Consider the following 24537-nt stretch of genomic DNA (forward strand, 5'->3'; position numbering starts at 1 on the left):
CCCCGTTGCACAGACCCGCCAGTCAGCCCAGGCCAACAGGCAGTGGTCACCTTCCCGAAGCCGGATGCCGCCCCCCGTGACGAGGACTGGTCGAACTCCACGTCACGGTCGGCCTGTTGAGCCTCGGATGAACTCACCGCAGCAACAGGATGGATGAATGATCTTGAGGCAGCAAGGCTCCCGGAAAATCATCTCATCATGTGAGAAATTCGAGTCGATTGCGCGCAAGTAGGCGGTAGTCCACCAGTTGAGGGCGTGGGCGAACCGCTTCGATCTGACACCAGCGCACGGTTTTCTCAATGAGCTTCTTTCATCCTGTGTTTGTGCAAATCAGGAGCGTGTGGACGGCACGGACGATGGGGCTGAGGCGGTTGGTGGAGCAGCGTGCTCTGCGTAGCAGGCGCCAGGAACTTGAGCTGTGCGAAGGCGCGTTCGCCGGGTGCGCGTAGACGGCGTGGTCGCGGTTGTACTGCCGGTAGTGCTCGGGCAGTTCGCGGTGTCCGTAGTAGGGGGTGCGGATGGTGGCGCCGGCGCCTGGGTAGGCGCGGTCGGCCAGGATGAGGATCTGCCGGGTCAGGCAGGCTTGAACGATGCCGTGGGCGCGAGCTGCGGTCAGGGCGTGGGTCCGTCCCGGCGTCGTCCGCGAGAACCAGAGCGGTGTGCCGTCCGAACGTGCGATGACCTGCACCGTCATGCCGTGCCTCTTGTGTTTCTGGGAGTAGTAGGGCTCGTCCGCGGCGATGCGGTCGGTCGGGATCAGAGTGCCGTCGACGATGACGAAGTCGCCCTCGCCCACGCCCACCAGGGCCTCGTGCAGGCCCGGCGCCCAGGCCGCCAGGACCTCGACGGTCTCATCCACGTACCGCCACGCCGTCGCCTCCGACACCCCGAAGCCGGCCACCGCCTGGGCGAACGGGGCCTCCCCCTGAGTGGTGGACATGCTGATACCGGATCTGCTTGATCCGGAGGAAGCGAGAAGACCGCCGATGGCGATGAAGGACTATTCGGACGAGTTCAAGGCCGATGCGGTGGCCCTGTACGAGTCCACACCCGGGGCGACCTACAAGAGCATCGCCGCTGACCTGGGCACCAACCGGGCGATCCTGCGTGAGTGGGTGCTGCGGGACCGTGAACGCCGTGGCGTCAGCGCCGCGGCTGCGAAGCCGGCCGCCCAACGTCGGGAGGCGGTGCCGTCCGCTGGTCCGGACGAGCGGGTCCGTCAGCTGGAGGCCCGGGTGGCCGAGCTCGAGGCGAGTGAGCGCAAGCTCGCCACCGAGCGGGACATCCTCCGCAAGGCGGCCAAGTATTTCGCCGGAGAGACGAACTGGTGATCCGCCGCTTCCAGTTCGTTGACGACCACCGGGACACCTACGAGGTGAAGCGGCTCTGCCAAGTCCTGGACGTGAACCGGTCCAGCTACTACAAGTGGCTCGCCGGCGCCCAGGCCCGGGCTGCCCGGCAGCACCAGGACCGGGTCCTGGCCGAGGAGATCCGTCAGGTCCACAGCGAGTCCGGCGGCGCCTACGGCTCCCCGCGGGTGACCGCCGAGCTCCGCGGGAAAGGGCGGCGGGTCAACGAAAAGCGGGTTGCCCGGATCATGCGGACGTTCTCCAGCACCGGCATCCGCCTGCGCAGACGCGTGCGCACCACCGTCCCGGACCCGGCCACCTCACCGGTCCCGGACCTGTTCCAACGGGACTTCACCGCCACCGAGCCGGGGCGCAAACACATGGGCGACATCACGTATCTCCCCCTGGACAACGGGGAGTTCCTCTATCTCGCGACCGTGCTGGACTGCTTCAGCCGCAAGGTCGTCGGCTGGTCCATCTCCGACCACATGCGCACCGGCCTGGTCGCCGACGCACTGCGGACGGCAGCCGCGACCCGCGGCGGCCTGGACGGTGCCGTGTTCCACTCCGACCACGGGGCCCGGTACGGCTCCCGGGCCTTCGCCGACCTCTGCGACCAGCTCGGGGTGACCCGGTCGATGGGCGCGGTCGGCACCAGCGCGGACAACGCGGCCTGCGAGAGTTTCCACGCGTCCCTGAAGCGCGAGACCCTCCAGGGCGCTCGCGACTACGGCGACGCCAGCACCTGCAGAAAGACGGTATTTGCCTGGCTGGCCCGCTATAACACCCGCCGCCGGCACTCCGCCAACGGCCACCTCAGCCCCAATGAATACGAACGCCGACACCACACCGCTGAACTCACGCTCGCCGCGTGATCAATAACCGCGTGCCCACCTTCACGGGGAAGGCCCGACGCCGTTCTCGACCCAACACGGTGTCAAGGGTGATGAGTTCGAAAATGTGGTCGTCGTCATCGACGACCGCCTCTGGAACATGTCCAGCATCAGTAAAATGCTCGCGGGTACCGACTCCGCGGACCGCTCCCAGCGCTCGCGCAACCTCTTCTACGTCAGTTGCTCACGAGCCCGACACGGCCTGGCTGTGGTCTTCCTCGACGATCTACCCGAAGAGGCAGAAGCCACCGCACGCGCCTGGTTCGCCTCTGGCGTCATCCATCCGCAGAAGCGACAGCAAGCCCTATGAGCCGACACGGCACCACTCGGACTCGCTACGACGGCCCCTGGTTGGCTACACCTCCAGCCGCCCGCTACGCGCCTCGTTCGAAGAGTGATCGCTCGTGGCGTCAGCTGCCGTAGAGGGCGGGGAGATCGACCAAGAGGAGGTCGTCCCGGCGATCGGCCAGGTCGACCAAGTCGGGGTAGAAGCCGTGCAGGGAGTACAGAGCCAGGGTGGAGGCAGTGGTGTCATACCCCTGGTCAGCGAGCAAGGCACGGATACGTTCCAGGCGCTCCAGGTCACCGGTCCCACGGCGGGCGGCCGTCGCCTTGGCCTCGCCCAGCAGCGCGATCCTCGCCCGAGGGGCTTGCGGGCGCTCACCGGCAGCAAGAGCGATGACATCGACCTCGTGCTTCGTCCGGGCGGCCTGGTCCGCGACCTCGGTGGTGCCGACCGGGCCGGGCAGTCCACCGGGCAACAGGGTATGCGCGTAGCGGCGGGTGAAATCGCGGGCCAGGTCCTCGAAGTGCGGCCCGAGGATCTTGGAGTTGAAGGTCGGAGCGGCCTGCTGCCACACCTGCTCGGCGAAGCCCTGCTCCACGGCGGCGGCCTGCGGGAGGGTGACGAGCTGATTGAAGCGGATGACGGGGTCGGCAAGGGTGATGACGGGGTGCTTGGAGCGCAGGATGTCCTGTTCCCGCCGGATGTAGCCAGTGGATTCCAGGACTCCGAGCGGGTGGGCAACCGCGTTGCGCGGACGTTCCAGGGCCGCACCGATCTTGCTCGGGGTGGTGGCACCATTCGCGATCGCGGTGAGGATGTCGTAGTACAGCGTGTGCTGTGTGATCCTCGGGTCCTCGCGCAGCAGGTACTCGGTCTCGGTACGCGAGTACACCGCCCGCCCCGGGTCGAGCAGTGTCCGGGTGAGCCAGGTGTCGAAGCCGTCGTCCGGATGCGGCCGGGCAGCCACCGGTCGGTAGCCCGGGGCGCCGCCCAGGACCGCGTGCACCTTCAGTGCGGTCAGTGGGTCGGCGATCTGCCAGAAGGTCCGGCTGTCCCGGTAGTCGAAGGCACCCAGCCGTAGATCGACCACGGCACGTCCCCGCAGCGGCTTGGTCCCCGAGAGCAGCTCATGCATGACGCTCATCGCCGAGCCGCACAGGATCAGCCGCGGACCCGGCCCGGCACCGGGCCACGCGCCGCGCTGGCGCTCGTCGTAGAGCTGCTGCAACAGCCCCGGGATTTCAGGCGAGTGCTGGAGCAAGTACGGCAACTCGTCGATCACCAGGAGCGGGTGAGCCGAACGGGCGGTCACGTCAAGGGCGTTGGACAGAACATCACGCCAGCCGGTCAGACGCAGGCTCCCTGGCCGCAGGCCGGCGTGAGTGGCTACCGCATCACTGAACCGCTGGATCGCGGGCAGCCGTCCCTCCTCCCGGACCGCTGTGACGTACAGGCCGCCGACCTGCTCGGACAGGGCCTGCAGAAGGTACGACTTCCCATGCCGCCGCCGCCCCGACACGATGCCGAGCCGCATCGCCGGATCCGGGTCGGTGAGGAACTCCGCGAGCAGACCCCACTCCCGGTCCCGGTCGACCACGTCGTCCGGCTTGGCCAGCTTGGCCGGCAGGCTCTTCGTCACTCGCCCTCCTACACCTCGACCACGACTGTTTCTGTCTAAGTCTACTTCGACAGAATTCGTCGTACTCAAATTCTCCCTGCACCCACCTCGCACACCACCTTCACCGACCGAGCCAAGGATTGGATACGTGACCAGCGCGTGACCAGTAGCGGTCAGGAACAGCCAGAAACACCTAGATGAGGGCCGGTCTGGACAGGAAGCGCAAACTTACGACCGGACCGCAAAACGCCTGGTCAGAGGCCATTTCTGCTTCTGTCGGGCCAGGGGTGGCGGCCCCGGTCGTCTCGCGCAGCAGAGCGTCTGTCTGAAGCATGAGCTCGCCCCATCTGTCATCAGGAACGCCGCCACCGCCCGCGCGACGGCGGCGAGAGCGCCCTCCATGCCCTTCATGGCCCAGGCGGACCAGGGGTGGCCGCCCCGTCGGCCTTGTTCGTGGGCCCGTTGATGGGCCCGTTCGCCGGTCCGTTCGTGGGCCTTTTCGCCGGCCCGTTCGTGGGCCTTTTCGCCGGCCCGTTGGTGGGCCCGCTCGTCGGCCCGCTCGCCGACCCCCTCTTCGCCCCCGCCAACTGCTCGGCGCAGTACGCGGCCACCTTGTCCGCACCGCCCGCCGCCGCGACGAGCCGCTGCCAGGCCGTCGAGTCCAGGGCCTTGCCGCGGCCCTCGACCTGGTCGTACGCGCGGCACCTGGCTTCGGTGTCCTGGGCGGTGGGCGGGTGGCTGGGCTTGGCGGAGGCGGCGCCGGACGCCGCGGAGGGGTGCGCGGCGGTCGGCCGGCCGGGGGAACCGGCCGACGAGGTGGGCCTGGCCCGGTCGTCGCCGGCGCCCTCCGACGAGCCGGACGAGCCGATCGCGGCGACTGCCACGCCGCCCAGGGCGAGACTCGCGACGAACAGGGAGAGCGCGGACTTCACCGACAGCGGCAGGCGGCGCGGCTCGCGCGGCCGCCAGTCGTCCCGGCGCCGGGTGCGTGCCCGGTGCTCCCCCGCGGCCCGGGCGGCCCGGAAGGCGGCCACGGCACGCTGCTCACCCTCGGTGTCCCATGGGTGCCCGCGCAGTACGGCGGCGAAGAGCAGCGCCTCCAGTTCGGCGTCGTCGAGGGCCACGGCCGGGCCGGACGCATGACCCGAGGCCCTGTCGTCAGGGTGCGCACGCCGACGGCCGGGTTGTCCGCCGCCGCTCTGCCGTTCACCCATGTCCGTCTTCCCGTCCCTGTCCGACCTGCTTGGTTGGCCTGTGCCGCCCTTCGGCTGCACAACCGCTGCGACCTGTGTGGCCGACGCCCACGTGACCGCTGCGGCCCATGCGCCTGATGTGACAGTCGTTACGTTCGTGACCGCTGTGAATCACGAGCTCACAGAGCCTGTACGTCCGCCGCGCCCCGTACCACTCACCGCGCACGCCACCTCGCCTCATCGAAGCGCCGTGGCGACCAGGCGCCGTATAGCCGTAGAGCCGTATAGCCGTAGTACCGATGCGCGATGCGCCGCAGCGCCGCCTGTCAGCCGCCGACACCCTCACTGTTCATTTCGATTCCCCCAGCGTCCGAGGGCCGTCATCCGTCACACCTGCGACGCCCAGCTGCTCCGCCAGGCGCTTCAGCCCCCGGTAGGCGGCCGTGCGGACCGCGCCCGGGCGCTTGCCGAGGACGCGTGCGGCGGCGGGGCCGTCGAGGCCGACGACGACCCGGAGCAGTACGGCCTCGGCCTGGTCCTTCGGCAGCCCGCGGACCAGCTGCAGGGCGTGCTCGGTGGAGATCGACTCCAGGGCCTGGTCGTGCGTGTTCTGCGGAGCGGGCAGGTCCAGTACGTCGTGCTCCAGCGCCGACGCCCGGGGGCGAACCTTCTGCCGGCGCAGATGGTCCAGCGCCCGGTGCCGGCCGATGGTCGCCGTCCAGCCCCGGAATCCGGCACCGTCGCCCCTGAACCGGCCGAGGTCCCGGGCGATCTCCAGCCAGGCGTCGGACGCCACGTCCTCCGCGTCGTCCCCGACCAGCCCGCGCAGGTACCCGAGCAGTCCCGGGTGCACCAGCCGGTACGCGACCGCGAAGGCGGCCTCGTCACCTTCCTGAGCCCGCGCGACGGCCGCGCTCAACTCCCCGTCATGCGCGTGCCTGCGGCGGGGTTCCCCTCCCTGGCCCAAGAACTGTCCTCGTCCGTACCGGTTCGCGGCGGATTCGCACCCCGCGGTGCGGCCACCCTTTCCCACGCCCCTCCACGGTCAACAGCGCCCGGCCTCACAGAAGTGTCACAGGGGCCGTAGCCGCGGCCGGACGCTACAACCATTGCCGCGCATCGGGAGTCAGAGACGCCGCGACCTGCACACAGCCCCCTCACAGGGATGGCATACGATGCGGCGCGATCCGTATAAAGTTCATATAAAGGGATGTAACGTCATGTCAGTTCGCAGTCCATTTCGCACCCTTCGCGCCATATCCCCCGTCGTCGCCCTGCTCGCGATCGGCGCGGTGGGATGCTCGGACGTCTCGGATGCCGTCGACAGTGCCAAGGACGGCGCGAAGAAGGTGGCCCGCCAGAGATCGGTGTTCTCGCTGAACGTCGGGGACTGCTACAACCCGAACAACAAGGGCGAAGGCACGGAGATCCTCGTCGAGATCGTGCCCTGCGCCGAGGCGCACACGGGTCAGGTCGTCGGCGACTTCAAGATCGAAGAAGGGTCGAAGTACCCCGGCACCGACGCGGTCGCCGCCATCGCCGACGAGCGATGCCCGGTCGAGGCCGGGAAGTTCGCCCCCGACACCTGGGCGCTCCCGAAGGGTGTGGCCCTTCTCCACTACACCCCGACCCAGGAGAGCTGGGCGACCGGCGACCGCGCCGTGAGCTGCAGCTACACCAAGGACTCGGGCACGTTCACCGGCGCGCTGAACGCGAAGTCCCTGAAGCCCGGGCAGACCGCGTACCTGAACGGTTCGAACGCCGTCTACGAGGCGCTGTGGACCAACCAGTCCGAGAAGGACTCCGTCGAGGCGGACTTCGCCGGCTACAAGGCGCAGGCCAAGGCCGTGGCGGCCGCCCTCGACACGCACGTGAAGGGCCTGAAGGACGTCGACGGCACGGAGGTCGGCAAGCTCCGCGCGGACCTGACGAAGACGGCCGAGCAGTGGAAGAAGGCCGCGAACGCCGCCGACACGGACACGTTCTACATCGCCTACGACTCGGCCTTCACCGGCATCGACCCGAACAAGACGGTCGCCGCCCGCAAGGAACTGGGCCTGGCCACCACCGTCCCGGCCGACGAGGCGGAGGTCTGGGCGAGCTGACGCTCCCTCGGACCCGGCCGGGACCCCGCCCCCGCACGGAGCCCGGCCGGGCCATCTCCACTCCGTCGCCTACCGCTGTACGGCGTCCCGGCACAGCAGCCGCAGCGACCCGTCGCCCGCGAAGCACCGCCGCGCCTCGTCGACCGGATCCCACAGCCGCCCGTCGGGCGTACGGATCCAGTGGTCGCCGCCCGTCGCCCACCACTCGGCGCCGGTCTGACGGGCGATCACCTCACCGGCGTACGCGCCGAGCCCGCGCAGCGTGTTCTCCACGGCGGCGTACGGCGTCCGTTCCCGGCGCAGCTCCTCGATCATCCGGTCGACCCGCCACAGGCTCTGCGCCGAGTAGTCGAGTCGCAGCCGCGCTCCCTCGCGCATCGTCGCCACCGCGTCCGCCGCCCACCGCACCGGCTTGGTAGCGGCTGCGGGCCTAGTCTCCTGCTGAGTCGTCACACCCTGGAAAGCGTGCCTGAACTGGGATTCGTCACCCGGATCCGGCGACTTCCCGGAACCGGTGCAGGACCGCCCCACCTCGCTCCCGGCACAGTCACAGGACTCCCCCAGGAAGCAGGTTTACGCGGGAGTGACGCTTGGCCGCTCCCGTGCGCTCCAGTCACTGATGAGTCCGTACTTCCATCTCCGAGCGGTGCCGCCCTCGGCACTGCGCAACAGCGCAACCTGGTTCCAGCGCCTGTTCGAGGACGACTGGGACACCCTGCGACGACGGCTCGACCGGCACCGTGACGAGCTGCTGGACCAGCGGTACGCCGAGCAGCACGCCCTCTACGCGGGGCAGGCGCAGGACGGGCCGCGGGCCGACGTGGTCCTGGGCGGCCGGCCGGTGAAGCACCCGATGCCGGAACACCCGCCGTTCCTGATCCTCACCGCGGCACAGGTCACCCGCGTGGCCGACTACCTCGGGTCGGCCGACTTCGAGGCACTGTGGCGCCCACTGCAGACCACAGCTCCTCCCGAACCGGAAGTGCGCACCATCCTCGCGGCGGCCCACCGCGACCTGACGGCGTTCTACACCCGAACCGCGGACCACGGCGACGCGGTGGTGAAGTGCCTGCTGCGATGAAGACAAGAGCCCTGCAACGCCCCAAGGGGCGCGGGGAACTGCGCGCCAAGCCCCCACGCACCAGCACCAGCACCAGCACCCGCCCGACAACCCCCCGCGGAGCTATCCGCGGAGCGTCCGCGCACGCCGGGAAACCACCGCCCGCAACACCCGCCGCCCCTCCGTCGACACCTCCAGCGCCCGGCGCAACCCGTTCGCGCCATGCCCGGCCAGGATCTCCAGGACGCTGATCTGGCGGCGCAGTTCGGCGGCGACGAGCGGCGACATGCCCTGCGTACGGCCCTCGGCGGAGGCGGAGGTTCTCTCCGCGCGGGCCGAGCCGATCGCCTCGGGGAGGGCGTCGGCCGAGAACGCGTCGTCCTCCGCGGGGTCGAGGAGCCGGTGGATCTGCAGCGAGGCGACGGAGCAGGCGTCGGCCCAGATCCGTGCCTCGGCGGCGGACCGTACGGCCGGGGCCGCGGCCAGCATCCGCCGGGCGAGCAGGGCGGCTTCGTCCTCGACGTCCGCGTCGTCCATGACGTCGGCGACGCCCAGCTTCGCGCGTACCTGCTCCAGCAGTTCACCCCACCCGGCGGAGTCCCCGCCGTCCGCGAGGTTCGCCCACAGCGGCCGCAGCACCTCGTCGTCACCGCCGAGCAGCGGCACGCACCGATCCAAACAAGCCAACCCGCTGGCGGCCAGTCCGCGTTCGTCGGCCTGAGCGATCAATTCCACCAGGCTCATCCACGCCTCCCTAAGCGGGTCATTCCTGAGGGTCGGGGTCCCCGCACAGAACCCTGGCGAGCCCCGTCCTTTACGGAGCCCGCACTTCCCCTTACTGCGTGCAACGGCCCGGGAGTGTCACAGCGGCACGACGCCGAGCCGGTCGAGCAACCGGAAGAAGAGGTTTTCGGCCAAAGGGTCCGCATCAGCGGTGAGTACGGCGACGAGCGACTCGGCGTTCACTTCGTGCCCCGCCTCGGCGGCCCAGGCGACGGCCCGCTCGGCGGCGTCGGGGGGTTCGAGGAAGTAGTCCTCGAGCGTGAGCCCCTCGCTTCCGGCGCCGAGGTACCCGGCCATCGCGCCGCGCGCGAGACAGGTCGTCCACGCCCCGCTCTCCGGCGCCGCCGCCTCCACCACCACGCAGTCGCTGTCCATGACGTACCCGAAGAGCGCGGGCGCCCCGGTCTCCAGGGCCAGGGCGTTCATGCTCCCGACGTCAGCGCCGCTGCTCGGGTACTCCCACACCTGCCACCCGCCGGGCGCCTGGGCCCGCAGGGTCATCCCCTCGGCGCCCGCCAGCGCGTCCAGCTCCGCCAGCGGCCGCTCCCCGCGGCCCACGACGAAGTACCCCCAGTACCCCATTTTCGGTTCCCCCTGGCTGTTCGGCACGGCTCGGGCCGAATACACCACAGTCGCACGGGGGTTCGCAGCCGTATCCGCCAATCCGGGGCTCAGCCCAGCCGGTCGGCGAGCGCCGTGAACTCGGCCCAGGACAGTTCCGGCTCACCCGCGTCCCACACCTTCTGCACCATCGCCCGCAGCGGCATCCGGATCCCGGCCGCGACCTGGGCCTGCGTCTGCGCGTTCGCCAGGTCGCACCACACGGCGAAGGACGCGCCCAGGATCTGGCCGTTGTACTTGGCGGGGACGGCCGTCGTGCCGCGCAGGACCAGCGGCGTCCACTGCTCGTAGATCCGCTGCCCCGTCGGGTAGACGAAGGTCTGCGGCTCCCCGAGCACGTAGTAGAGGAACTCGTCGTTGTAGTTGATGACCTTGCGACCGGTACTCAGGTACTCCACCGGCGCCCGGGCGCCGATCTCCTTGCCCGTCCAGTACGCCACCTGGATGTCCTTGTCCGGCTGGACGGAGGTGTCCCGGAAGAACCCGTCGTTCCACGCCCGGGGGGTGCGGTCGTGGGCGCGGACGGTGTCGGCGCGGTCGTTGAGCCATCCGGTGGCGAGGTCGGCGACGGTGCCCCCGGAGCCGTAGGCCTCCCGGGCGGCGGCGGCGAGCTGCGGGTAGGACGCCTGGGGGTCGGAGACGACCAGCGCCTGGTACTCGTCGCCACCGAGGTGCCACTGGCTGCCGGGGAAGAGGCCCACGTACTCGTTGAGCAGATCGTCGACGATCTCGGCGGACTCGGGCTTGGAGATGTCGATGGCGCCCCGGGTCGCCACTCCGTTGACATTGCGCAGCTGAAGATCGGGGTGCGCGGCGATGACGGCGCCCAGATGCCCCGGCGAGTCGATCTCGGGCACGATCTGGATGTGCCGGCTCTGGGCCAGTTTGACGATCTTCTGGACCTGGGCCTTGGTCAGATGCTCCTGGGACACGATCTCGGGATGCGACGTGGACTCGATCCGGAATCCCTGGTCGTCGGAGAAGTGCAGCCCCAGCTGGTTGTACTTCAGGTCGCCGAGCTCCCGTACCCGGTCCTCGATCCAGTCCGCGGTGAAGTGCTTGCGCGCCATGTCGAGCATGAACCCGCGCACCGGCTTGGCGGGCTCGTCCCGCACGACACCCTCCGGCGCCGTACCCCCGCCATGGACCTCCTGCTTGAGCGTCCGGGTCCCGTAGAAGACCCCCGCCTCACCGGGCCCGCTGATGGTCACCCGCCCGCCGCGCACGGTCATGGCGTACGACTCCGGGTCCGCACCCTCGTCGTCGTTCAGGGCCAGCCGCACGTCCCCGGCCCGCACGTCGTCCTTCTCGCCGGCGTACTTGAGCCCCAGCTCACCGGCGATGAGCCGGCCCTCGTCGGCGAGGGCCGCGTCGCTCACGACGACCCGCTCGCCCTGCGCGGGGCGCCAGCCGGGCCCACGGGCGGCGGTGTGGGAGGTCACGGCCGGGATGGTGCGCGGAGCCTTCGAGAGCGGGTACGACCGGGTGGGCGAAGGAGTCGGAGTCGTCGCCCCTCTCGGAGCGGAGGGCGAGGCGGCCTCGCCGGTCCCCGGCCCCGACCGCCGCTGCTCCGACCGGGCGGACGATCCGTCGTCGCCGGTGGCCAGGAGTCCGACACCCACCCCGGCCCCGACCGTCACGAGGACCACCGCGACGATCAGCACCCAGGTCTGCTTCAGCGCCCTCCTGGCCGATGCCCGGCGCCTGTGCTTGTGCTGGATCACATCGCCAACCTAGGCCCTATGGGCTCAGCCCGCCGTCCGACGGCCGTCCAGCGAGCGTTCCGAAACTCTCCCGTTCGACTGAAATTCGGGCATCCGTCGGACACCTCACGTCCACACTCGGTAACGTGGCGCCACTCCTCCCCCAGAATCCTCTGTCGAAACCACGTGACGCCCACACACCTTCCTGGCCGAGTCGCCATACCGTCGCTGCCCGAGCAGACCCGCACTCCACCGTCCCCGGACGCGCTGGAGGCGTTCAACGCTGCCCCTGCCGACGCGGTCCGGCGCACCCTCCTGACCTGTCTGCACAGCCCCCGCTGGGCCGACCGCCTCGCCGACCACCGCCCGTATCCCGACGTCGAGTCCCTGCTGGCGGCTTCGGACGAGGCCGCGTACGACCTGATGCCGGGCGATCTGGCTCAGGCGCTGGCCGGAGAAACGTTGCCCGTGCTGCCGACGGACGTATACGGCGCGGCCCACACGGCACTGAGCGCCGCGAGCGCCGCCTACGAGGCCAGGTTCGGACACGCGTTCGTCATCTGCGTGGACGGTCTCCCCCCGAACGAGGCCCTCGACCAAGCCCTGGCCGGTATCCGGTCACGATTGACAAACGATCCGGAAGAAGAGCGGGTCGTGGCGGCAGAGGAACTCCGCCGCCTTGCAAGGGGACGCTTGGTGGAGGTTCTGAGGGGCGCGGGGGACTGCGCGACCAGCCACAACGAGCCCGCATCCGGTGGATAACCGGCCAGACCACTCCGTTAGCCGCCAATCCCCCATCCGCGTGCCACTTTGATCACATACCCAGCCCCCCGCTCAGCACCGCAGGCGACCGTGGATACGATGCCGAGGGCCGGTGGACCGTACCCGGCCGGGCCCGACCGACAGCACAAGCCGGCTGGCCCCAATCCCCGCTCCCGGAGGACTTCCGTGCCGGCTGGAACGCTGTACCGCGGCCGGGAAGGAATGTGGTCCTGGGTGGCTCATCGAGTCACCGGCGTCCTCATTTTCTTCTTCCTGTTCGTTCACGTGCTGGACACCGCTCTCGTCCGTGTCTCTCCCGAGGACTACGACAAGGTCGTAGCCACGTACAAGACACCGATCGTCGCGCTGCTGGAGTACGGCCTCGTCGCCGCCATCCTCTTCCACGCACTCAACGGACTGCGCGTCATCGCCGTCGACTTCTGGTCGAAGGGCCCCCGCTACCAGAAGCAGATGCTCTGGTCCGTCGTCGGCCTGTGGGCCGTGCTGATGCTCGGGGCGATCTACCCCGTCCTCGGCCACGCCGCTCGTGAACTGTTCGGGAGCTGACGCGCATGTCCACCACTGACAAGACCGCCACCGGTATCGGCCCGGTCGAGGGCGAGTCCCTCTACAACGTCGACAACCCGGCCCCTACATCGAGGCACCGCGCCAGCGCACCAAGAAGACCCCGAAGTCCACGCGGGGCAACTTCGAGATGGCGGCCTGGCTGTTCATGCGCCTGTCCGGCGTCGTGCTGGTCGTCCTGGTCATCGGCCACCTGCTGATCCAGCTCGTGCTGGACGGCGGCGTGTCCAAGATCGGCTTCGCGTTCGTCGCGGGCCGCTGGGCGTCCCCGTTCTGGCAGGCCTGGGACCTGCTGATGCTGTGGCTCGCGATGCTGCACGGCGCCAACGGCCTGCGCACGGTCATCAACGACTACGCGGAGCGCGCGAACACCCGGCTGTGGCTGAAGGGCCTGCTCTACACCGCCACGGTGTTCACCATCCTGCTGGGCACGCTGGTGATCTTCACCTTCGACCCGAACATCCGCTAGGCACGGGGCTGAGGCAACCACCATGAAGATCCACAAGTACGACACCGTCATCGTCGGCGCCGGTGGCGCGGGCATGCGCGCGGCCATCGAGTCCACGAAGCGCAGCCGCACCGCCGTGCTGACCAAGCTGTACCCCACCCGCTCCCACACGGGCGCCGCGCAGGGCGGCATGGCCGCCGCGCTCGCCAACGTGGAGGAGGACAACTGGGAGTGGCACACCTTCGACACGGTCAAGGGCGGTGACTACCTGGTCGACCAGGACGCCGCAGAGATCCTGGCGAAGGAAGCCATCGACTCGGTCCTCGACCTGGAGAAGATGGGCCTGCCGTTCAACCGCACCCCGAACGGCACCATCGACCAGCGCCGCTTCGGCGGTCACAGCCGTAACCACGGCGAGGCCCCGGTCCGCCGGTCCTGCTACGCGGCCGACCGCACCGGCCACATGATCCTCCAGACGCTGTACCAGAACTGCGTCAAGCACGGCGTGGAGTTCTTCAACGAGTTCTACGTCCTCGACCAGCTGATCACCGAGGTGGACGGCGTCAAGAGGTCCGCCGGTGTGGTCGCCTACGAACTGGCGACCGGCGAGATCCACGTCTTCCAGGCGAAGGCCGTGATCTACGCGTCCGGCGGCACCGGCAAGTTCTTCAAGGTGACGTCGAACGCGCACACGCTGACGGGTGACGGCCAGGCGGCCGTGTACCGCCGGGGTCTGCCGCTGGAGGACATGGAGTTCTTCCAGTTCCACCCGACCGGCATCTGGCGCATGGGCATCCTGCTGACGGAGGGCGCCCGCGGTGAGGGCGGCATCCTCCGCAACAAGGACGGCGAGCGCTTCATGGAGAAGTACGCGCCGGTCATGAAGGACCTCGCGTCCCGTGACGTCGTCTCGCGCTCCATCTACACGGAGATCCGCGAGGGCCGCGGCTGCGGTCCCGAGGGCGACCACGTCTACCTGGACCTCACGCACCTCCCGCCGGAGCAGCTGGACGCGAAGCTGCCCGACATCACGGAGTTCGCGCGCACGTACCTCGGTATCGAGCCGTACACGGACCCGATCCCGATCCAGCCCACCGCGCACTACGCCATGGGCGGCATCCCGACGAACGTCGAGGGTGAGGTCCTGTCGGACAACACCACGGTGGTCCCCGGCCTGTACGCGGCCGGCGAGGTCGCCTGTGTGTCCGTGCACGGCGCGAACCGGCTGGGCACGAACAGCCTCCTGGACATCAACGTCTTCGGCCGCCGGGCCGGCATCGCGGCCGCGGAGTACAGCCAGACGGCGGACTTCGTGGAGCTGCCGGAGAACCCGTCGGAGCTGGTGGTCGACCAGGTCGAGCGCCTGCGCACCTCCAATGGCACCGAGCGCGTGGCCACGCTCCGCAAGGAGCTGCAGGAGACCATGGACGCCAACGTCATGGTGTTCCGCACCGAGCAGACGATCAAGACGGCGGTCGAGAAGATCGCGGAGCTGCGCGCGCGCTACAAGAACGTCTCGATCCAGGACAAGGGCAAGCGGTTCAACACGGACCTGCTGGAGGCCATCGAGCTCGGCAACCTCCTGGACCTCGCCGAGGTCATGGCGGTTTCGGCCCTGGCCCGCAAGGAGTCCCGCGGCGGTCACTACCGCGAGGACTACCCGAACCGCGACGACGTCAACTTCATGCGCCACACCATGGCGTACCGCGAGGTCGGCGACGACGGCACGGAGTCCATTCGTCTCGACTACAAGCCGGTCGTCCAGACCCGCTACCAGCCGATGGAGCGTAAGTACTGATGGCAACCCCCGTTATGGACAAGGTCGAGGCGGAGTCCACGGCCTCCCCGTACATCACGGTCACGTTCCGGGTCCGCCGCTTCAACCCGGAAGTCTCCGCTGAGGCCGTGTGGGAAGACTTCGAGCTGGAGATCGACCCGAAGGAACGCGTCCTCGACGGCCTCCACAAGATCAAGTGGGAGGTCGACGGCACGCTGACCTTCCGCCGCTCGTGCGCCCACGGCATCTGCGGCTCGGACGCGATGCGGATCAACGGCAAGAACCGCCTCGCCTGCAAGACGCTGATCAAGGACATCAACCCCGAGAAGCCGATCACGGTCGAGCCCATCAAGGGCCTGACGGTCCTGAAGGACCTCGTGGTCGACATGGAGCCGTTCTTCCAGGCGTACCGCGACGTCATGCCCTTCCTCATCACGAAGGACACGAACGAGCCGACCCGCGAGCGTTTCCAGACGGCGGAGGAGCGCGAGCGCTTCGACGACACGACGAAGTGCATCCTCTGCGCGGCCTGCACCTCCTCGTGCCCGGTCTTCTGGAACGACGGCCAGTACTTCGGCCCCGCCGCCATCGTCAACGCGCACCGCTTCATCTTCGACTCGCGCGACGAGGCCGGCGAACAGCGCCTGGAGATCCTCAACGACAAGGACGGCGTGTGGCGCTGCCGCACGACCTTCAACTGCACGGACGCGTGCCCGCGCGGCATTGAGGTCACGAAGGCGATCGCGGAGGTCAAGAAGGCGCTGATCACTCGGCGGTTCTGACGTCGTCTCCGTCATGTCCTCGAAGGGCCTGCTCCGCTTGGGAGCAGGCCCTTCGGCTCTCCAGGTATGGAGGAACTCCTGGCTCGATGCCGGGCGGCACGTCATACTCGGGTGACGGTGGGCTGGGGGAGGCGGGGTGCGGCAGAGACGGATCGCGCGCGTCGGTCAACTGGGGCTATGGGTCAAGCTGTTGAGCTTGCGGCGCGCGCTGCTGCTGAGCGACCCCCACCTCGGACCGTTCGGCAACCCCGGAAGCAACGTGTACCGCCATGCGTGCCAGGAGGCGGGCTGCACGGCCCAGACGTTCAGCTCGCCGTCCGAGAGGACGGACTTCTGCAGCGGACAGCATCCGACGGTGGCGGCTGCGGTCGTCGACGGCCGAATTCCCGTCCCGACCCGATCCGCCGGCAAGTACATCTATGCCTGCCTTGCTTGCAGGAGGCCGCCCGAACGCCTGGACCGGCCCGGGAGTCCGAGTTGCCGCCGTCGACACGGGGCGATGGCCCTGGTCGCGTGCCCGTAGGAGGCTCCCGGGATGTTCGGTGACCTGGTCAAGGCAGGCACGAAGGCCATGGGGGGCGCCCGCTTCGGCCTGTTGAGCGTGCTGCCCGGAGCGCTGGTGACAGCGGTGATGGTGACCCTGATCCGGGCCCACGCGTACGAGTTCGGCCGCCCGGTGGACCTGTCGGCGGTGCTGCCCGGAAGATCGGACGTCGGATCCGCGGTCGTGTTCGCCCTCGCCGCGCTGGTCGGCGGCATACTCCTACGGCCGTTCGAGCGTCTCCTCGTCCAGCAGTTGGAGGGGTACTGGTCGGCTCCGTCGCCCCTGGCCCACCTACGCGGAGCCGCGATCGAGCTGCACCGGCGGCGGCGGGACAATGCGTTCGCCCGCCTGACGCTTGCCATGCGTGACCAGCCCGAGTTCCCCGAGGCACCGTCGTCGCTGTCACAACTGGCCGCTCAGGAGCGCCGGATGGAACGTCAGGCGCGTGCGATGGCACGGGACCGGAAGACCTACGAGACCTATCCGGACGACAAGGACCCGCGTGGCAGCGATCCCCTGCCCGTCACCCATCTGATGCCCACACGCCTGGGCAACGTCCTGCGCCGCGCAGAGGAGATGGCGGGCGGACGCTACGGACTGAACGCGATGACCGTGTACCCACGGATCTACCCGTACGTGTCCGAGCGGCTGGCCGAGGCCATGGCCCGACAGCTCGAACTGCTCGCCGCGACTGCCTCGTTGAGCGTCGCCTTCGGCCTGCTGTCGGCTCTGACCATCCCGTTGCTCGGCAGGCTGGACTGGTGGTCATTGATGCCGGTCGCAGCGGCCGTTCTGTCGGTCCTGGCCTACCGGGGCGCCGTGGTCACCGCCGGCTACACCGGCATCGTGTTCAACACCGTCTTCGACCTGCACCGATTCGATCTCACCGCGGCCATGCGCTACCCGCTGCCGAAGACGGCCGCCGAGGAGTTCGACCTGAATCGGCGCCTGACGACCTACCTTCAGAAGACGGAGAGCCACACGCTGGAGAGTGACAGCGGCCTCGGCGCCAAGGAGTTCGCCCACCCGCAGGAACCCGCGCCCCCGGCCGGCCTGCCCCTGATCCCACCGGCCGGTGACGGCGCCGGTTCAGCGTGACCGGATGGCCAGCGTGCCGCCGAGCCCGACGACGTTCAGCTGGATCCTGCGCGGCAGTTCCGACCGAGCCTCGTCGGCGTAGATGTCCGTCGTGGCGTAGACCCTCACCTGGTCGGCGAACTGAACCGCCGGCGCATTGGCCACACTGCCCTTCACCACGGCACACCGGCGGTCCACTTCGATCGCCACGCTGCCGAACAGAAGGGTGACCTCGATCTCGAGTACCTCGGCGGTCGGATCGCCGGGCATCCTCGCGTCGGGCTGGAAGGGCACGTCGGCGAGCCTCAGATGGACGTCGCCCAGGTACGAGGCGACGGAGATGCTGCGCAGGGGCGTCGAAGGCTCGGCCAGCTCCGGACGGACCGGCAGCACCACACTGCGGTAGCGCCGCAGCGGGCCGTCGTTGACGCCGTCGGCGACAGCGGGGACCCCGCCCAGCGCGATCGCCGCCCCCAACAGGATGGTAAGCCCCGGCCAGGCCTTCGCGGCCGTGCCTCCATCGAGGTAGCCGATGTCGTGCACGGCCCACAGGGCACCGCCCAGAATGAGAGCGAGCGGCGCGGCCAGCAGCCCCCGCGGTACCGCCGCCCGGAGCAGGACCAGCAGTCCGAGTCCGAGGAGCGCGTACGGCAGCGCGGCAAATGCCCAACGCCCGCCGGAGCGGACCGCGTCCAAGCCACCCAGCAGCCAAGCGGTCCCGGCGATCACGATCAGCAGCCCGAACGCTATGCGCACTCGGCTCATGACTCCCCCTACCGTGATCTGGGGGCAGAGTAGCCGACCTCACCTCAACGGGTGATCCGACGGTCGGTCCTCACCGATCCCCCGGCAACCACCACCTAATCTGACGACATGTCAGATGACGAGTCGTACGAACTGCTCGGGTTCGACAACGTGCTGCTGCCGGTCGGCGACCTCGGCGAGGCCCTCGCGTTCTACGAGCGCGCCGGGTTCGCGGTCGGGTTCCGGCTCGACGAGGCCGGGATCGCGGGACTGAAGGTCGGCGGCGAGACGCCCGGAATCCTGCTGCGCACCGAGGATGGGCTGGGGTACCGGCCGCCGGCCTGGCCCACCACGCGGGTGTGGCTGGAGGTGCCGGACGCGCGCGCGGCGGGGCGGGCGTTGACCGGGGCGGGCATGGTGCTGCTCGACGAGCCCGCCTCCGTGGCCACCGGCTGGACCGTCGAGATCGCCGACCCCTGGGGGAACGTCGTCGGGTTCACGGACTACACCAAGCGGCCGATGCTCGGGCGCAGGCCCTGACCGAAGTCACGGCAGGCCGCGCCCAGATGTGGTGCGTGACGCAGGCCTCACGCAATCGAGTTGAACACGTTCAAAGACAGCTCTAGAGTCTTCACTGTCAGCATTTTGAACGTGTTCAAGGAGGGGGAGGCGTCATGGACCGCACGGTCATCGCCTACGTCATCTACCTGGTCGTCAGCATCGCCCTGACCATCTGGGTGGCCCGCACTCTCAGCCGCAACGGACGGATCTTCCTCGCCGACGTGCTGCGCGGGAACGAGAAGCTCGCCGACGCCGTGAACCATCTGCTGGTGGTGGGCTTCTACCTCGTCAACCTCGGCTTCGTCGCCCTGTACCTGAGCGACGACGACACCGTCGTGGACGTTCGCGGGGTCTTCGAGGCCCTGTCGACCAAGCTCGGCGTGGTGCTCCTGGTGCTCGGCGTGATGCACCTCGGTAACGTCTACGTGCTCAACAAGATCCGGCGGCGCAGTGTCATGGAGCGGGAGCAGACGCCGCCGGTCGCGCCGCAGGACTGGGTCGCTCCGTCGGCCGGGGTCTGAGCGGATGCCCGGCGAGACAACCGGCAGGACGGACGCCGTGGCGGACCGCGTCGCGACCGACACGCCCGGCGCTCCGGTCCGCCGCCTGACCGTCCTCTACGACGCCCAGTGCTCCCTGTGCACCTTCCTGCACGACTGGCTCGTACGGCAGCCTCAGCTGGTGCCGCTGGACTTCATGGCGGCCGGGTCCGACGAGGCGCGGCTGCGCTACCCCGGGCTGGACCACGGCGCCACCCTGGCCGAGATCACCGTCGTCGGCGACGCGGGGCAGGTCTACCGGGGCGGCGCCGCCTGGATCGTCACCCTGTGGGCCCTGCGCGAGCACCGGCCGCTCGCGCATCGCCTCAGCACTCCGTCGGGGGCACGGCTCGCCAAGGGGGCCGTGCTCGCCGCCGCCAAGTGGCGCGGGGCGCAGTGGGACGGAACGCGCCAGGGCGGGCGGAGCTACCAGCGCGCGGACGGGTGGTCGTACGACACCAACCGGGGCTGGACGTACGAGCCGCCGGGCTGCGAGAGCGGCACCTGCGCCACGCGGTGAGGCGGGTGCCGAGCGGGCCCAACTCGTCCTGAACGGCACGTTTTGGGACACCGGTTTGGCATGCACCCTTCCAAATCTGTCCTGGGGTTGGCACGCTGCACCCGGTTCACCACTGCGCACTCGCACCGACTGTCTGTCGTCCGCCGGGCGGCGCCCACCCGGCCGCCCGGTCCCCCCATCGCAGAAGGAGTACGCGTGAGAGGCATACCCCGCGTCACCCGCATACCCCGCCCCTCCTCGGCGCTCTGGTCGGCGTCACCGCGCTGCTCACCGCCGGCGCCCTCGCCGCACCCGCGGGCGCCGCGCCGAGGCCGGACAGCCCGGCCAACGTCAGCTCGGTCTCGGCCGGCGCGCAGCAGCAGGCCCGTGAGTTCTGGACATCGGAACGGATGCGCGCCGCCACCCCGCTCGACCTGGTGACCTTGAACGGGCACGTCGACGGCGGCTCGGCGCCCCGCCAGGGCAAGGCGACCACCGTCGCGCCCAGCGCCCCGGTCAACAGCACGGCATCGGACATCGGCGTGCTGGCCTTCCCGAACAGCGGCGGCCAGTGGACGGGCGGCGGAGCGGTCGTGTCCACCGCGGGCCGCGTCTTCTTCTCGTACCAAGGGCGTACGGCGTCCTGCTCCGGCAACGCCGTCACCAGCGCCAACAAGAGCACCGTGATCACGGCGGGCCACTGCGTGAAGCTGGAGGGCGCCTGGCACACCAACTGGGTCTTCGTGCCCGGCTACCACGACGGACAGGCCCCTCATGGCCGCTGGACCGCGTCGAAGACCCTGTCCACCCCGCAGTGGACGGCGAGCGAGGACATTAACTACGACGTCGGCGCTGCGGTCGTCGCCCCGCTGGACGGCAAGCTGCTCACCGACGTCGTCGGCGGACAGGGGCTGGCCTTCAACACCGGCTACAACCTGCGCATGTACGCGTTCGGCTTCCCGGCCGCGGCCCCGTACGACGGCGAGAAGTTCATCTACTGCAGCGGCACCACCAACCGGGACTTCCTGCTGTCCGACGACCACGGCATGAACTGCAACATGACCGGCGGCTCCAGCGGCGGCCCCTGGTTCACGCAGTTCAACGAGGCCACGGGTACCGGCCTGCTGTCCTCGGTGAACAGCTTCAAGTACAACTTCCTGCCGAACCGGATGTACGGCCCGCACTTCGGCGCCGACGCCCAGAACCTCTACCAGGCGGCACAGGCCTCCTGACCGGCGGCCGAAACGCCACTCGTTAGGCTCTCTTTCCGTGCCCTCGAAGAACGACAGCCCTGAACAGGGCGATGCGCCCAGCAAGTCCGAGCAGACCCGTGCGCTCATCCTGGAGACGGCCATGCGGCTGTTCCAGGAGCGCGGCTACGACAAGACGACGATGCGGGCGATCGCCCAGGAGGCCGGGGTCTCCGTCGGCAACGCGTACTACTACTTCGCGGGCAAGGAACACCTGATCCAGGGCTTCTACGACCGGATCGCCGCCGAGCACCGAGCGGCGGTCCGGGACGTCCTGGCCCGCGAGAGCGACCTGGAGGCGCGGCTCGCGGGCGTGCTGAAGGTGTGGCTGGACATCGCCACGCCGTACCACGAGTTCGCGGTGCAGTTCTTCAAGAACGCCGCCGATCCCGACAGCCCGCTCAGCCCCTTCTCCGCCGAGTCGGAGCACGCGCGCGTGGAGGCCATCGACCTCCACCGGCAGGTGCTTGCGGGCTCGGCGAAGACCAAGGTGCCCGAGGACCTCCGGGACGTACTGCCCGAGATGATGTGGCTCGGCCAGATGGGGCTCGTCCTGTACTGGATCTTCGACCGGACCGAGGGGCGCGAGCGCAGTTACCGGCTGGCCGAGCGGTCCGCCCGGCTGACCGCCCGGGGCGTGGCGCTGGCGCGGTTCCGGGTGCTGCGGCCGCTGGTGCGCGACGTGCACGAGCTGTTCACGGACTTCCTGCCGGGGATGACGAACGCGCTGCCGGACCCGGCGAAGGGCCGGACGAAGGACGGTACGAAGGGCAGCACGAAGGGCAAGGAGGCGCCCGTCGAGGACGAGCGCCCCTGAAGCCTCCTTCCGCGCCGGTCAGTTGACGCCGCCCCCGCGCGGCGCGGCGTCCACCTCGCCCTCGGCCAGCTCGACGTCGTGCACGAGCGGCCCGTCCGTCACGACGACCTGCCCCGCCCGCGACCCGTACGACGGGGCGGTCGTCGCCAGCAGATACGTCCCCGGCGCCGGCACGGACACGATGTACGAACCGTCGGCGAGGGACGCCACCCGGTCCACCTGGCGCCCGCCCTTCGTCAGCAGCGTCACCGCCGCGCCGTCGACCGGCTCACCGTCGGCGGTGCGGACGTACCCGTGCACGACCGAGGCCCGGCCCGCCCCGGCCGGCTCCTCCTCGGCCGCCGGCGCCGTCGCCTCCTCCTTCGGCTCGACCGCCAGGTGCGGCAGCCGCTTCTCCATCCAGTCCGGCAGCCACCAGTTGGACTTGCCGAGCAGGTGCATCGCGGCCGGCACCAGGGCCGTACGCAGGATGAACGCGTCCAGGGCGACGGCGGCCGCGAGGCCGATGCCCGCCATCGCACCCTCCATGTCGCCGCTCAGCACGAACGCGCTGAACACACAGATCATGATCAGTGCGGCCGAGTTGATGACCCGGCTGGTCTCCGCGAGGCCGACGCGCACCGCGCGCGCGTTGTCCTTCGTGTGCACCCACTCCTCGTGCATACGGCTCACCAGGAACACCTGGTAGTCCATGGAGAGGCCGAACAGCAGGGACAGCATGATGACCGGCAGGAACGACGTGATCGGGCCCTCCTTGCCGACGCCGATCAGCTCGGTGCCCCAGCCCCACTGGAAGATCGCCACCAGGACCCCGAAGGACGCTGCCGCCGCGATGAGGTTCATCAGGGCGGCCGTCAGCGGCACCACCAGCGAGCGGAAGGCCACCATCAGCAGCAGGAAGCCGAGCGCGATGATCGTCCCGACGAAGTACGGCAGGCGGTCGCCGGTCACCGAGGCGAAGTCCTTGAAGACCGCCGTCACTCCGCCCACATGGGCCTCGGCCCCGGACTTCGGGATCACGTCGTCGCGCAGCCGGTCGATCAGCCGGTCCGTCTGCTCGGACTGGGGTGACGTGGTCGGTACGACCTGGATGACCGTGACGCCGTTCGCGGGCGGGACGGCGGCCACCTGGGCGACGCCCTCGGTGGACCGGATGCCGTCGACCAGGCCGACGGGGGCGTCGCCCTCGACGACCACCTGGAGCGGGCCGTTGACGCCGGGCCCGAAGCCCTCGGCGAGCAGGTCGTAGGCCTGTCGGGTCGTGGTCGACTCCTGGTGGTTGCCCTGGTCGGTGGCGCCCAGGCGGAGCGACAGCACGGGGATCGCCAGGACCGCCATGACCACGACGGCCAGTGCCACGAGCCGCCGCGGGCGCCTTTGGACGTACGCAGACCAGCGCGCCGCGAGGCCGCTCGCCTCCTCCGGCTCCGGTCCCGCGGCAGTGAGCCGGCGCCGCTGCCGGCGGCTGAGGACGCGCATGCCGAGCAGGCCGAGAAGGGCGGGCAGCAGGGTGATCGCGGCCAGCACGCTCAGGACGACCGTCAGGGAGGTCGCGACGACCACGCCGTCCAGGAACCGCATGTTCATCACCAGCATGCCCGCGAGCGCGATGCACACCGTGCCGCCCGCGAACAGCACCGCGCGCCCCGAGGTGTTGAGGGCCGTCACCGCCGACTCCTCCGGCTTCATCCCGCGCAGGATGCCGCGGCGGTGCCGGGTGACGATGAACAGGGCGTAGTCGATGCCGACGCCGAGGCCGATCAACGAGCCGAGCAGCGGGGCCACTTCGGGCACGTCCGTGACATGGCTGAGCAGCATCGTCCCGATCAGGCCGGTGCCGACGCCCGCGATCGCCACGACGATCGGCAGCAGCATCGCGAACAGCGAGCCGAACGCCAGGAACAGCACGACCGCGGCGGCGAGAACGCCGACCGCCTCCGCCGTGCCCTGCGGCGGCTCCTGGGTGCGGGCGATGGCCTGGCCGCCCAGCTCGACCTGGAGTCCGTCGCGTTCAGCGGCCTGCGCCGTGTCGACGACGTCCTCGATCAGCTCCTTCGGGATGGCGTTCGCCTGCTCGGTGAAGGTGATCTGGGCGTACGCGATCCGCCCGTCCCGGCTGATCTGTGCGGCCCCCTGCGCCGCGTACGGGTCGGTGACCTCACCGACGCCCTTCATCCGCCCGATCTCCTCCAGCGCGGGCTCGATCCGGGACCGTACGGCCTCGTCCCGGACGGACGCCGCGGCGCCCCCGTCCACCTTCCACACCACCGTGTCGGTGTCGCCCGCGCGCTGCGGGAAGGCCTTCTCCATCAGGTCGTACGCGGTCGTGGAGTCCGTGTTCGGGAGGGAGAAGACGTTCGCGTAGTTCGTGCCCGCGGCCGAACTCGCCGCCCCCAGGCCGAACAGTGCCCCCAACCACAGCAACAGGACCACCAGCCGGTGCCGATAGCACCACCGTGCCAATGCCGCCACGCTCAACGCTCCTTATTCGGTTCGGTAGGTCCCCCAGGTCCTGGGCAACAGGATTGGCGGCGCCACGCG

24 protein-coding genes and 1 pseudogene are annotated in these 24537 nt (G+C 69.7%); 15 read left to right on the forward strand and 10 right to left on the reverse strand.

Annotated features, from left to right (window positions below; genetic code table 11):
• Positions 1-310: 310 nt before the first annotated feature.
• The gene (locus OHO27_RS15490) at positions 311-940 is read right to left on the reverse strand and encodes a transposase family protein (RefSeq protein ID WP_328424288.1); all 630 of its coding nucleotides are present in this window, start codon (positions 938-940) and stop codon (positions 311-313) included.
• Positions 941-986: 46 nt separating this feature from the next.
• Here OHO27_RS15490 and OHO27_RS15495 point away from each other — a divergent pair.
• Together OHO27_RS15495 and OHO27_RS15500 are read left to right on the forward strand one after the other, a co-directional pair.
• Positions 987-2224 (forward strand): IS3 family transposase gene (locus tag OHO27_RS15495; RefSeq protein ID WP_328424290.1). Its coding sequence is split into 2 segments (ribosomal slippage): positions 987-1310 and positions 1313-2224, totalling 1236 coding nucleotides; the frame shifts between segments, so codons are not numbered across the junction.
• A gap of 85 nt (positions 2225-2309) precedes the next feature.
• A complete protein-coding gene (locus OHO27_RS15500; RefSeq protein ID WP_328424292.1) occupies positions 2310-2552 on the forward strand; it encodes a hypothetical protein in 243 nt (80 codons plus the stop codon).
• A gap of 100 nt (positions 2553-2652) precedes the next feature.
• Here OHO27_RS15500 and OHO27_RS15505 read toward each other — a convergent pair whose 3' ends face one another.
• The 3 genes from OHO27_RS15505 to OHO27_RS15515 form a co-directional block, all read right to left on the reverse strand.
• A complete protein-coding gene (locus tag OHO27_RS15505) occupies positions 2653-4167 on the reverse strand; it encodes an AAA family ATPase (RefSeq protein ID WP_328424294.1) in 1515 nt (504 codons plus the stop codon).
• A 386-nt stretch (positions 4168-4553) separates the two neighbouring features.
• On the reverse strand, positions 4554-5360 hold the full coding sequence (locus tag OHO27_RS15510; RefSeq protein ID WP_328424296.1) for a hypothetical protein: 807 nt from the start codon (positions 5358-5360) through the stop codon (positions 4554-4556).
• A 328-nt stretch (positions 5361-5688) separates the two neighbouring features.
• A complete protein-coding gene (locus OHO27_RS15515) occupies positions 5689-6306 on the reverse strand; it encodes an RNA polymerase sigma factor (protein ID WP_328424298.1) in 618 nt (205 codons plus the stop codon).
• A 253-nt stretch (positions 6307-6559) separates the two neighbouring features.
• Between OHO27_RS15515 and OHO27_RS15520 the strand changes: the two genes are divergently transcribed.
• Positions 6560-7444, forward strand: coding sequence for a septum formation family protein (locus OHO27_RS15520; RefSeq protein WP_328424300.1), 885 nt, complete (start codon positions 6560-6562; stop codon positions 7442-7444).
• 69 nt (positions 7445-7513) lie between these two features.
• Here OHO27_RS15520 and OHO27_RS15525 read toward each other — a convergent pair whose 3' ends face one another.
• Positions 7514-7897, reverse strand: coding sequence for a hypothetical protein (locus OHO27_RS15525; protein ID WP_328424302.1), 384 nt, complete (start codon positions 7895-7897; stop codon positions 7514-7516).
• A 166-nt stretch (positions 7898-8063) separates the two neighbouring features.
• Here OHO27_RS15525 and OHO27_RS15530 point away from each other — a divergent pair, with 166 nt between their 5' ends.
• Entirely contained in the window at positions 8064-8525 is a 462-nt protein-coding gene (locus OHO27_RS15530; RefSeq protein WP_328424305.1) for a DUF1877 family protein, read from the forward strand.
• A 102-nt stretch (positions 8526-8627) separates the two neighbouring features.
• Here OHO27_RS15530 and OHO27_RS15535 read toward each other — a convergent pair whose 3' ends face one another.
• From OHO27_RS15535 to OHO27_RS15545, 3 genes are all read right to left on the reverse strand, one after another.
• Positions 8628-9248, reverse strand: coding sequence for a hypothetical protein (locus tag OHO27_RS15535; RefSeq protein ID WP_328424307.1), 621 nt, complete (start codon positions 9246-9248; stop codon positions 8628-8630).
• A 117-nt stretch (positions 9249-9365) separates the two neighbouring features.
• The gene (locus OHO27_RS15540) at positions 9366-9869 is read right to left on the reverse strand and encodes a hypothetical protein (RefSeq protein ID WP_328424309.1); all 504 of its coding nucleotides are present in this window, start codon (positions 9867-9869) and stop codon (positions 9366-9368) included.
• A gap of 89 nt (positions 9870-9958) precedes the next feature.
• Positions 9959-11572: a beta-N-acetylhexosaminidase gene (locus OHO27_RS15545; protein WP_328430450.1), complete on the reverse strand. Its 1614-nt coding sequence runs from the start codon at positions 11570-11572 to the stop codon at positions 9959-9961.
• Positions 11573-11797: 225 nt separating this feature from the next.
• Here OHO27_RS15545 and OHO27_RS15550 point away from each other — a divergent pair, with 225 nt between their 5' ends.
• The 6 genes and pseudogenes from OHO27_RS15550 to OHO27_RS15575 all read left to right on the forward strand — a co-directional run bounded on the left by OHO27_RS15550 (position 11798) and on the right by OHO27_RS15575 (position 17607).
• Positions 11798-12373, forward strand: coding sequence for a 2-oxo-4-hydroxy-4-carboxy-5-ureidoimidazoline decarboxylase (locus tag OHO27_RS15550; RefSeq protein ID WP_328424311.1), 576 nt, complete (start codon positions 11798-11800; stop codon positions 12371-12373).
• A gap of 99 nt (positions 12374-12472) precedes the next feature.
• On the forward strand, positions 12473-12940 hold the full coding sequence (gene sdhC / locus OHO27_RS15555) for a succinate dehydrogenase, cytochrome b556 subunit (RefSeq protein ID WP_443059548.1): 468 nt from the start codon (positions 12473-12475) through the stop codon (positions 12938-12940).
• A 5-nt stretch (positions 12941-12945) separates the two neighbouring features.
• Positions 12946-13427: pseudogene (locus OHO27_RS15560) on the forward strand (succinate dehydrogenase hydrophobic membrane anchor subunit).
• 22 nt (positions 13428-13449) lie between these two features.
• Positions 13450-15204 carry a succinate dehydrogenase flavoprotein subunit gene (gene sdhA / locus OHO27_RS15565; protein WP_328424313.1) on the forward strand — a complete coding sequence of 585 codons (1755 nt, stop codon included), beginning with the start codon at positions 13450-13452 and terminating at the stop codon, positions 15202-15204.
• Positions 15204-15965: a succinate dehydrogenase iron-sulfur subunit gene (locus OHO27_RS15570; protein ID WP_328424315.1), complete on the forward strand. Its 762-nt coding sequence runs from the start codon at positions 15204-15206 to the stop codon at positions 15963-15965. The genes sdhA and OHO27_RS15570 overlap by 1 nt, the downstream gene beginning before the upstream one ends.
• A 535-nt stretch (positions 15966-16500) precedes the next feature.
• The gene (locus OHO27_RS15575) at positions 16501-17607 is read left to right on the forward strand and encodes a hypothetical protein (RefSeq protein ID WP_328424317.1); all 1107 of its coding nucleotides are present in this window, start codon (positions 16501-16503) and stop codon (positions 17605-17607) included.
• Here the strand turns inward: OHO27_RS15575 and OHO27_RS15580 are convergent.
• Positions 17599-18351: a hypothetical protein gene (locus OHO27_RS15580; protein ID WP_328424319.1), complete on the reverse strand. Its 753-nt coding sequence runs from the start codon at positions 18349-18351 to the stop codon at positions 17599-17601. The two genes, OHO27_RS15575 and OHO27_RS15580, sit on opposite strands and share 9 nt — an antisense overlap.
• A gap of 108 nt (positions 18352-18459) precedes the next feature.
• Here OHO27_RS15580 and OHO27_RS15585 point away from each other — a divergent pair, with 108 nt between their 5' ends.
• The 5 genes from OHO27_RS15585 to OHO27_RS15605 all read left to right on the forward strand — a co-directional run bounded on the left by OHO27_RS15585 (position 18460) and on the right by OHO27_RS15605 (position 21996).
• Entirely contained in the window at positions 18460-18870 is a 411-nt protein-coding gene (locus OHO27_RS15585; RefSeq protein WP_328424321.1) for a VOC family protein, read from the forward strand.
• 134 nt (positions 18871-19004) lie between these two features.
• A complete protein-coding gene (locus OHO27_RS15590; RefSeq protein ID WP_328424323.1) occupies positions 19005-19412 on the forward strand; it encodes a hypothetical protein in 408 nt (135 codons plus the stop codon).
• A gap of 4 nt (positions 19413-19416) precedes the next feature.
• Positions 19417-19950: a thiol-disulfide oxidoreductase DCC family protein gene (locus tag OHO27_RS15595; protein WP_328424325.1), complete on the forward strand. Its 534-nt coding sequence runs from the start codon at positions 19417-19419 to the stop codon at positions 19948-19950.
• Positions 19951-20195: 245 nt separating this feature from the next.
• On the forward strand, positions 20196-21161 hold the full coding sequence (locus tag OHO27_RS15600; RefSeq protein ID WP_328430452.1) for a trypsin-like serine peptidase: 966 nt from the start codon (positions 20196-20198) through the stop codon (positions 21159-21161).
• Between the two features lie 37 nt (positions 21162-21198).
• Positions 21199-21996, forward strand: coding sequence for a TetR/AcrR family transcriptional regulator (locus OHO27_RS15605; RefSeq protein ID WP_328424327.1), 798 nt, complete (start codon positions 21199-21201; stop codon positions 21994-21996).
• An 18-nt stretch (positions 21997-22014) separates the two neighbouring features.
• On the opposite strand, the gene OHO27_RS15610 is transcribed toward OHO27_RS15605, so the two are convergent.
• Entirely contained in the window at positions 22015-24459 is a 2445-nt protein-coding gene (locus OHO27_RS15610; RefSeq protein ID WP_328430453.1) for an MMPL family transporter, read from the reverse strand.
• Positions 24460-24537: the final 78 nt, after the last annotated feature.

Origin of the sequence: Streptomyces sp. NBC_00443 (genome assembly GCF_036014175.1) — a bacterium.
In the GTDB taxonomy this organism is placed as follows: Bacteria; Actinomycetota; Actinomycetes; order Streptomycetales; family Streptomycetaceae; genus Streptomyces.

Bases quoted from the DNA above. Each gene is read 5' to 3' on its own strand.
- OHO27_RS15490 (WP_328424288.1), bottom strand. From the start codon at position 940: ATGTCCACCACTCAGGGGGAGGCCCCGTTCGCCCAGGCGGTGGCCGGC.
- OHO27_RS15510 (WP_328424296.1), bottom strand. From the start codon at position 5,360: ATGGGTGAACGGCAGAGCGGCGGCGGACAACCCGGCCGTCGGCGTGCG.
- OHO27_RS15520 (WP_328424300.1), top strand. From the start codon at position 6,560: ATGTCAGTTCGCAGTCCATTTCGCACCCTTCGCGCCATATCCCCCGTC.
- OHO27_RS15530 (WP_328424305.1), top strand. From the start codon at position 8,064: ATGAGTCCGTACTTCCATCTCCGAGCGGTGCCGCCCTCGGCACTGCGC.
- OHO27_RS15535 (WP_328424307.1), bottom strand. From the start codon at position 9,248: ATGAGCCTGGTGGAATTGATCGCTCAGGCCGACGAACGCGGACTGGCC.
- OHO27_RS15540 (WP_328424309.1), bottom strand. From the start codon at position 9,869: ATGGGGTACTGGGGGTACTTCGTCGTGGGCCGCGGGGAGCGGCCGCTG.
- sdhC (WP_443059548.1), top strand. From the start codon at position 12,473: ATGCCGAGGGCCGGTGGACCGTACCCGGCCGGGCCCGACCGACAGCAC.
- sdhA (WP_328424313.1), top strand. From the start codon at position 13,450: ATGAAGATCCACAAGTACGACACCGTCATCGTCGGCGCCGGTGGCGCG.
- OHO27_RS15570 (WP_328424315.1), top strand. From the start codon at position 15,204: ATGGCAACCCCCGTTATGGACAAGGTCGAGGCGGAGTCCACGGCCTCC.
- OHO27_RS15575 (WP_328424317.1), top strand. From the start codon at position 16,501: ATGTTCGGTGACCTGGTCAAGGCAGGCACGAAGGCCATGGGGGGCGCC.
- OHO27_RS15580 (WP_328424319.1), bottom strand. From the start codon at position 18,351: ATGAGCCGAGTGCGCATAGCGTTCGGGCTGCTGATCGTGATCGCCGGG.
- OHO27_RS15585 (WP_328424321.1), top strand. From the start codon at position 18,460: ATGTCAGATGACGAGTCGTACGAACTGCTCGGGTTCGACAACGTGCTG.
- OHO27_RS15590 (WP_328424323.1), top strand. From the start codon at position 19,005: ATGGACCGCACGGTCATCGCCTACGTCATCTACCTGGTCGTCAGCATC.
- OHO27_RS15595 (WP_328424325.1), top strand. From the start codon at position 19,417: ATGCCCGGCGAGACAACCGGCAGGACGGACGCCGTGGCGGACCGCGTC.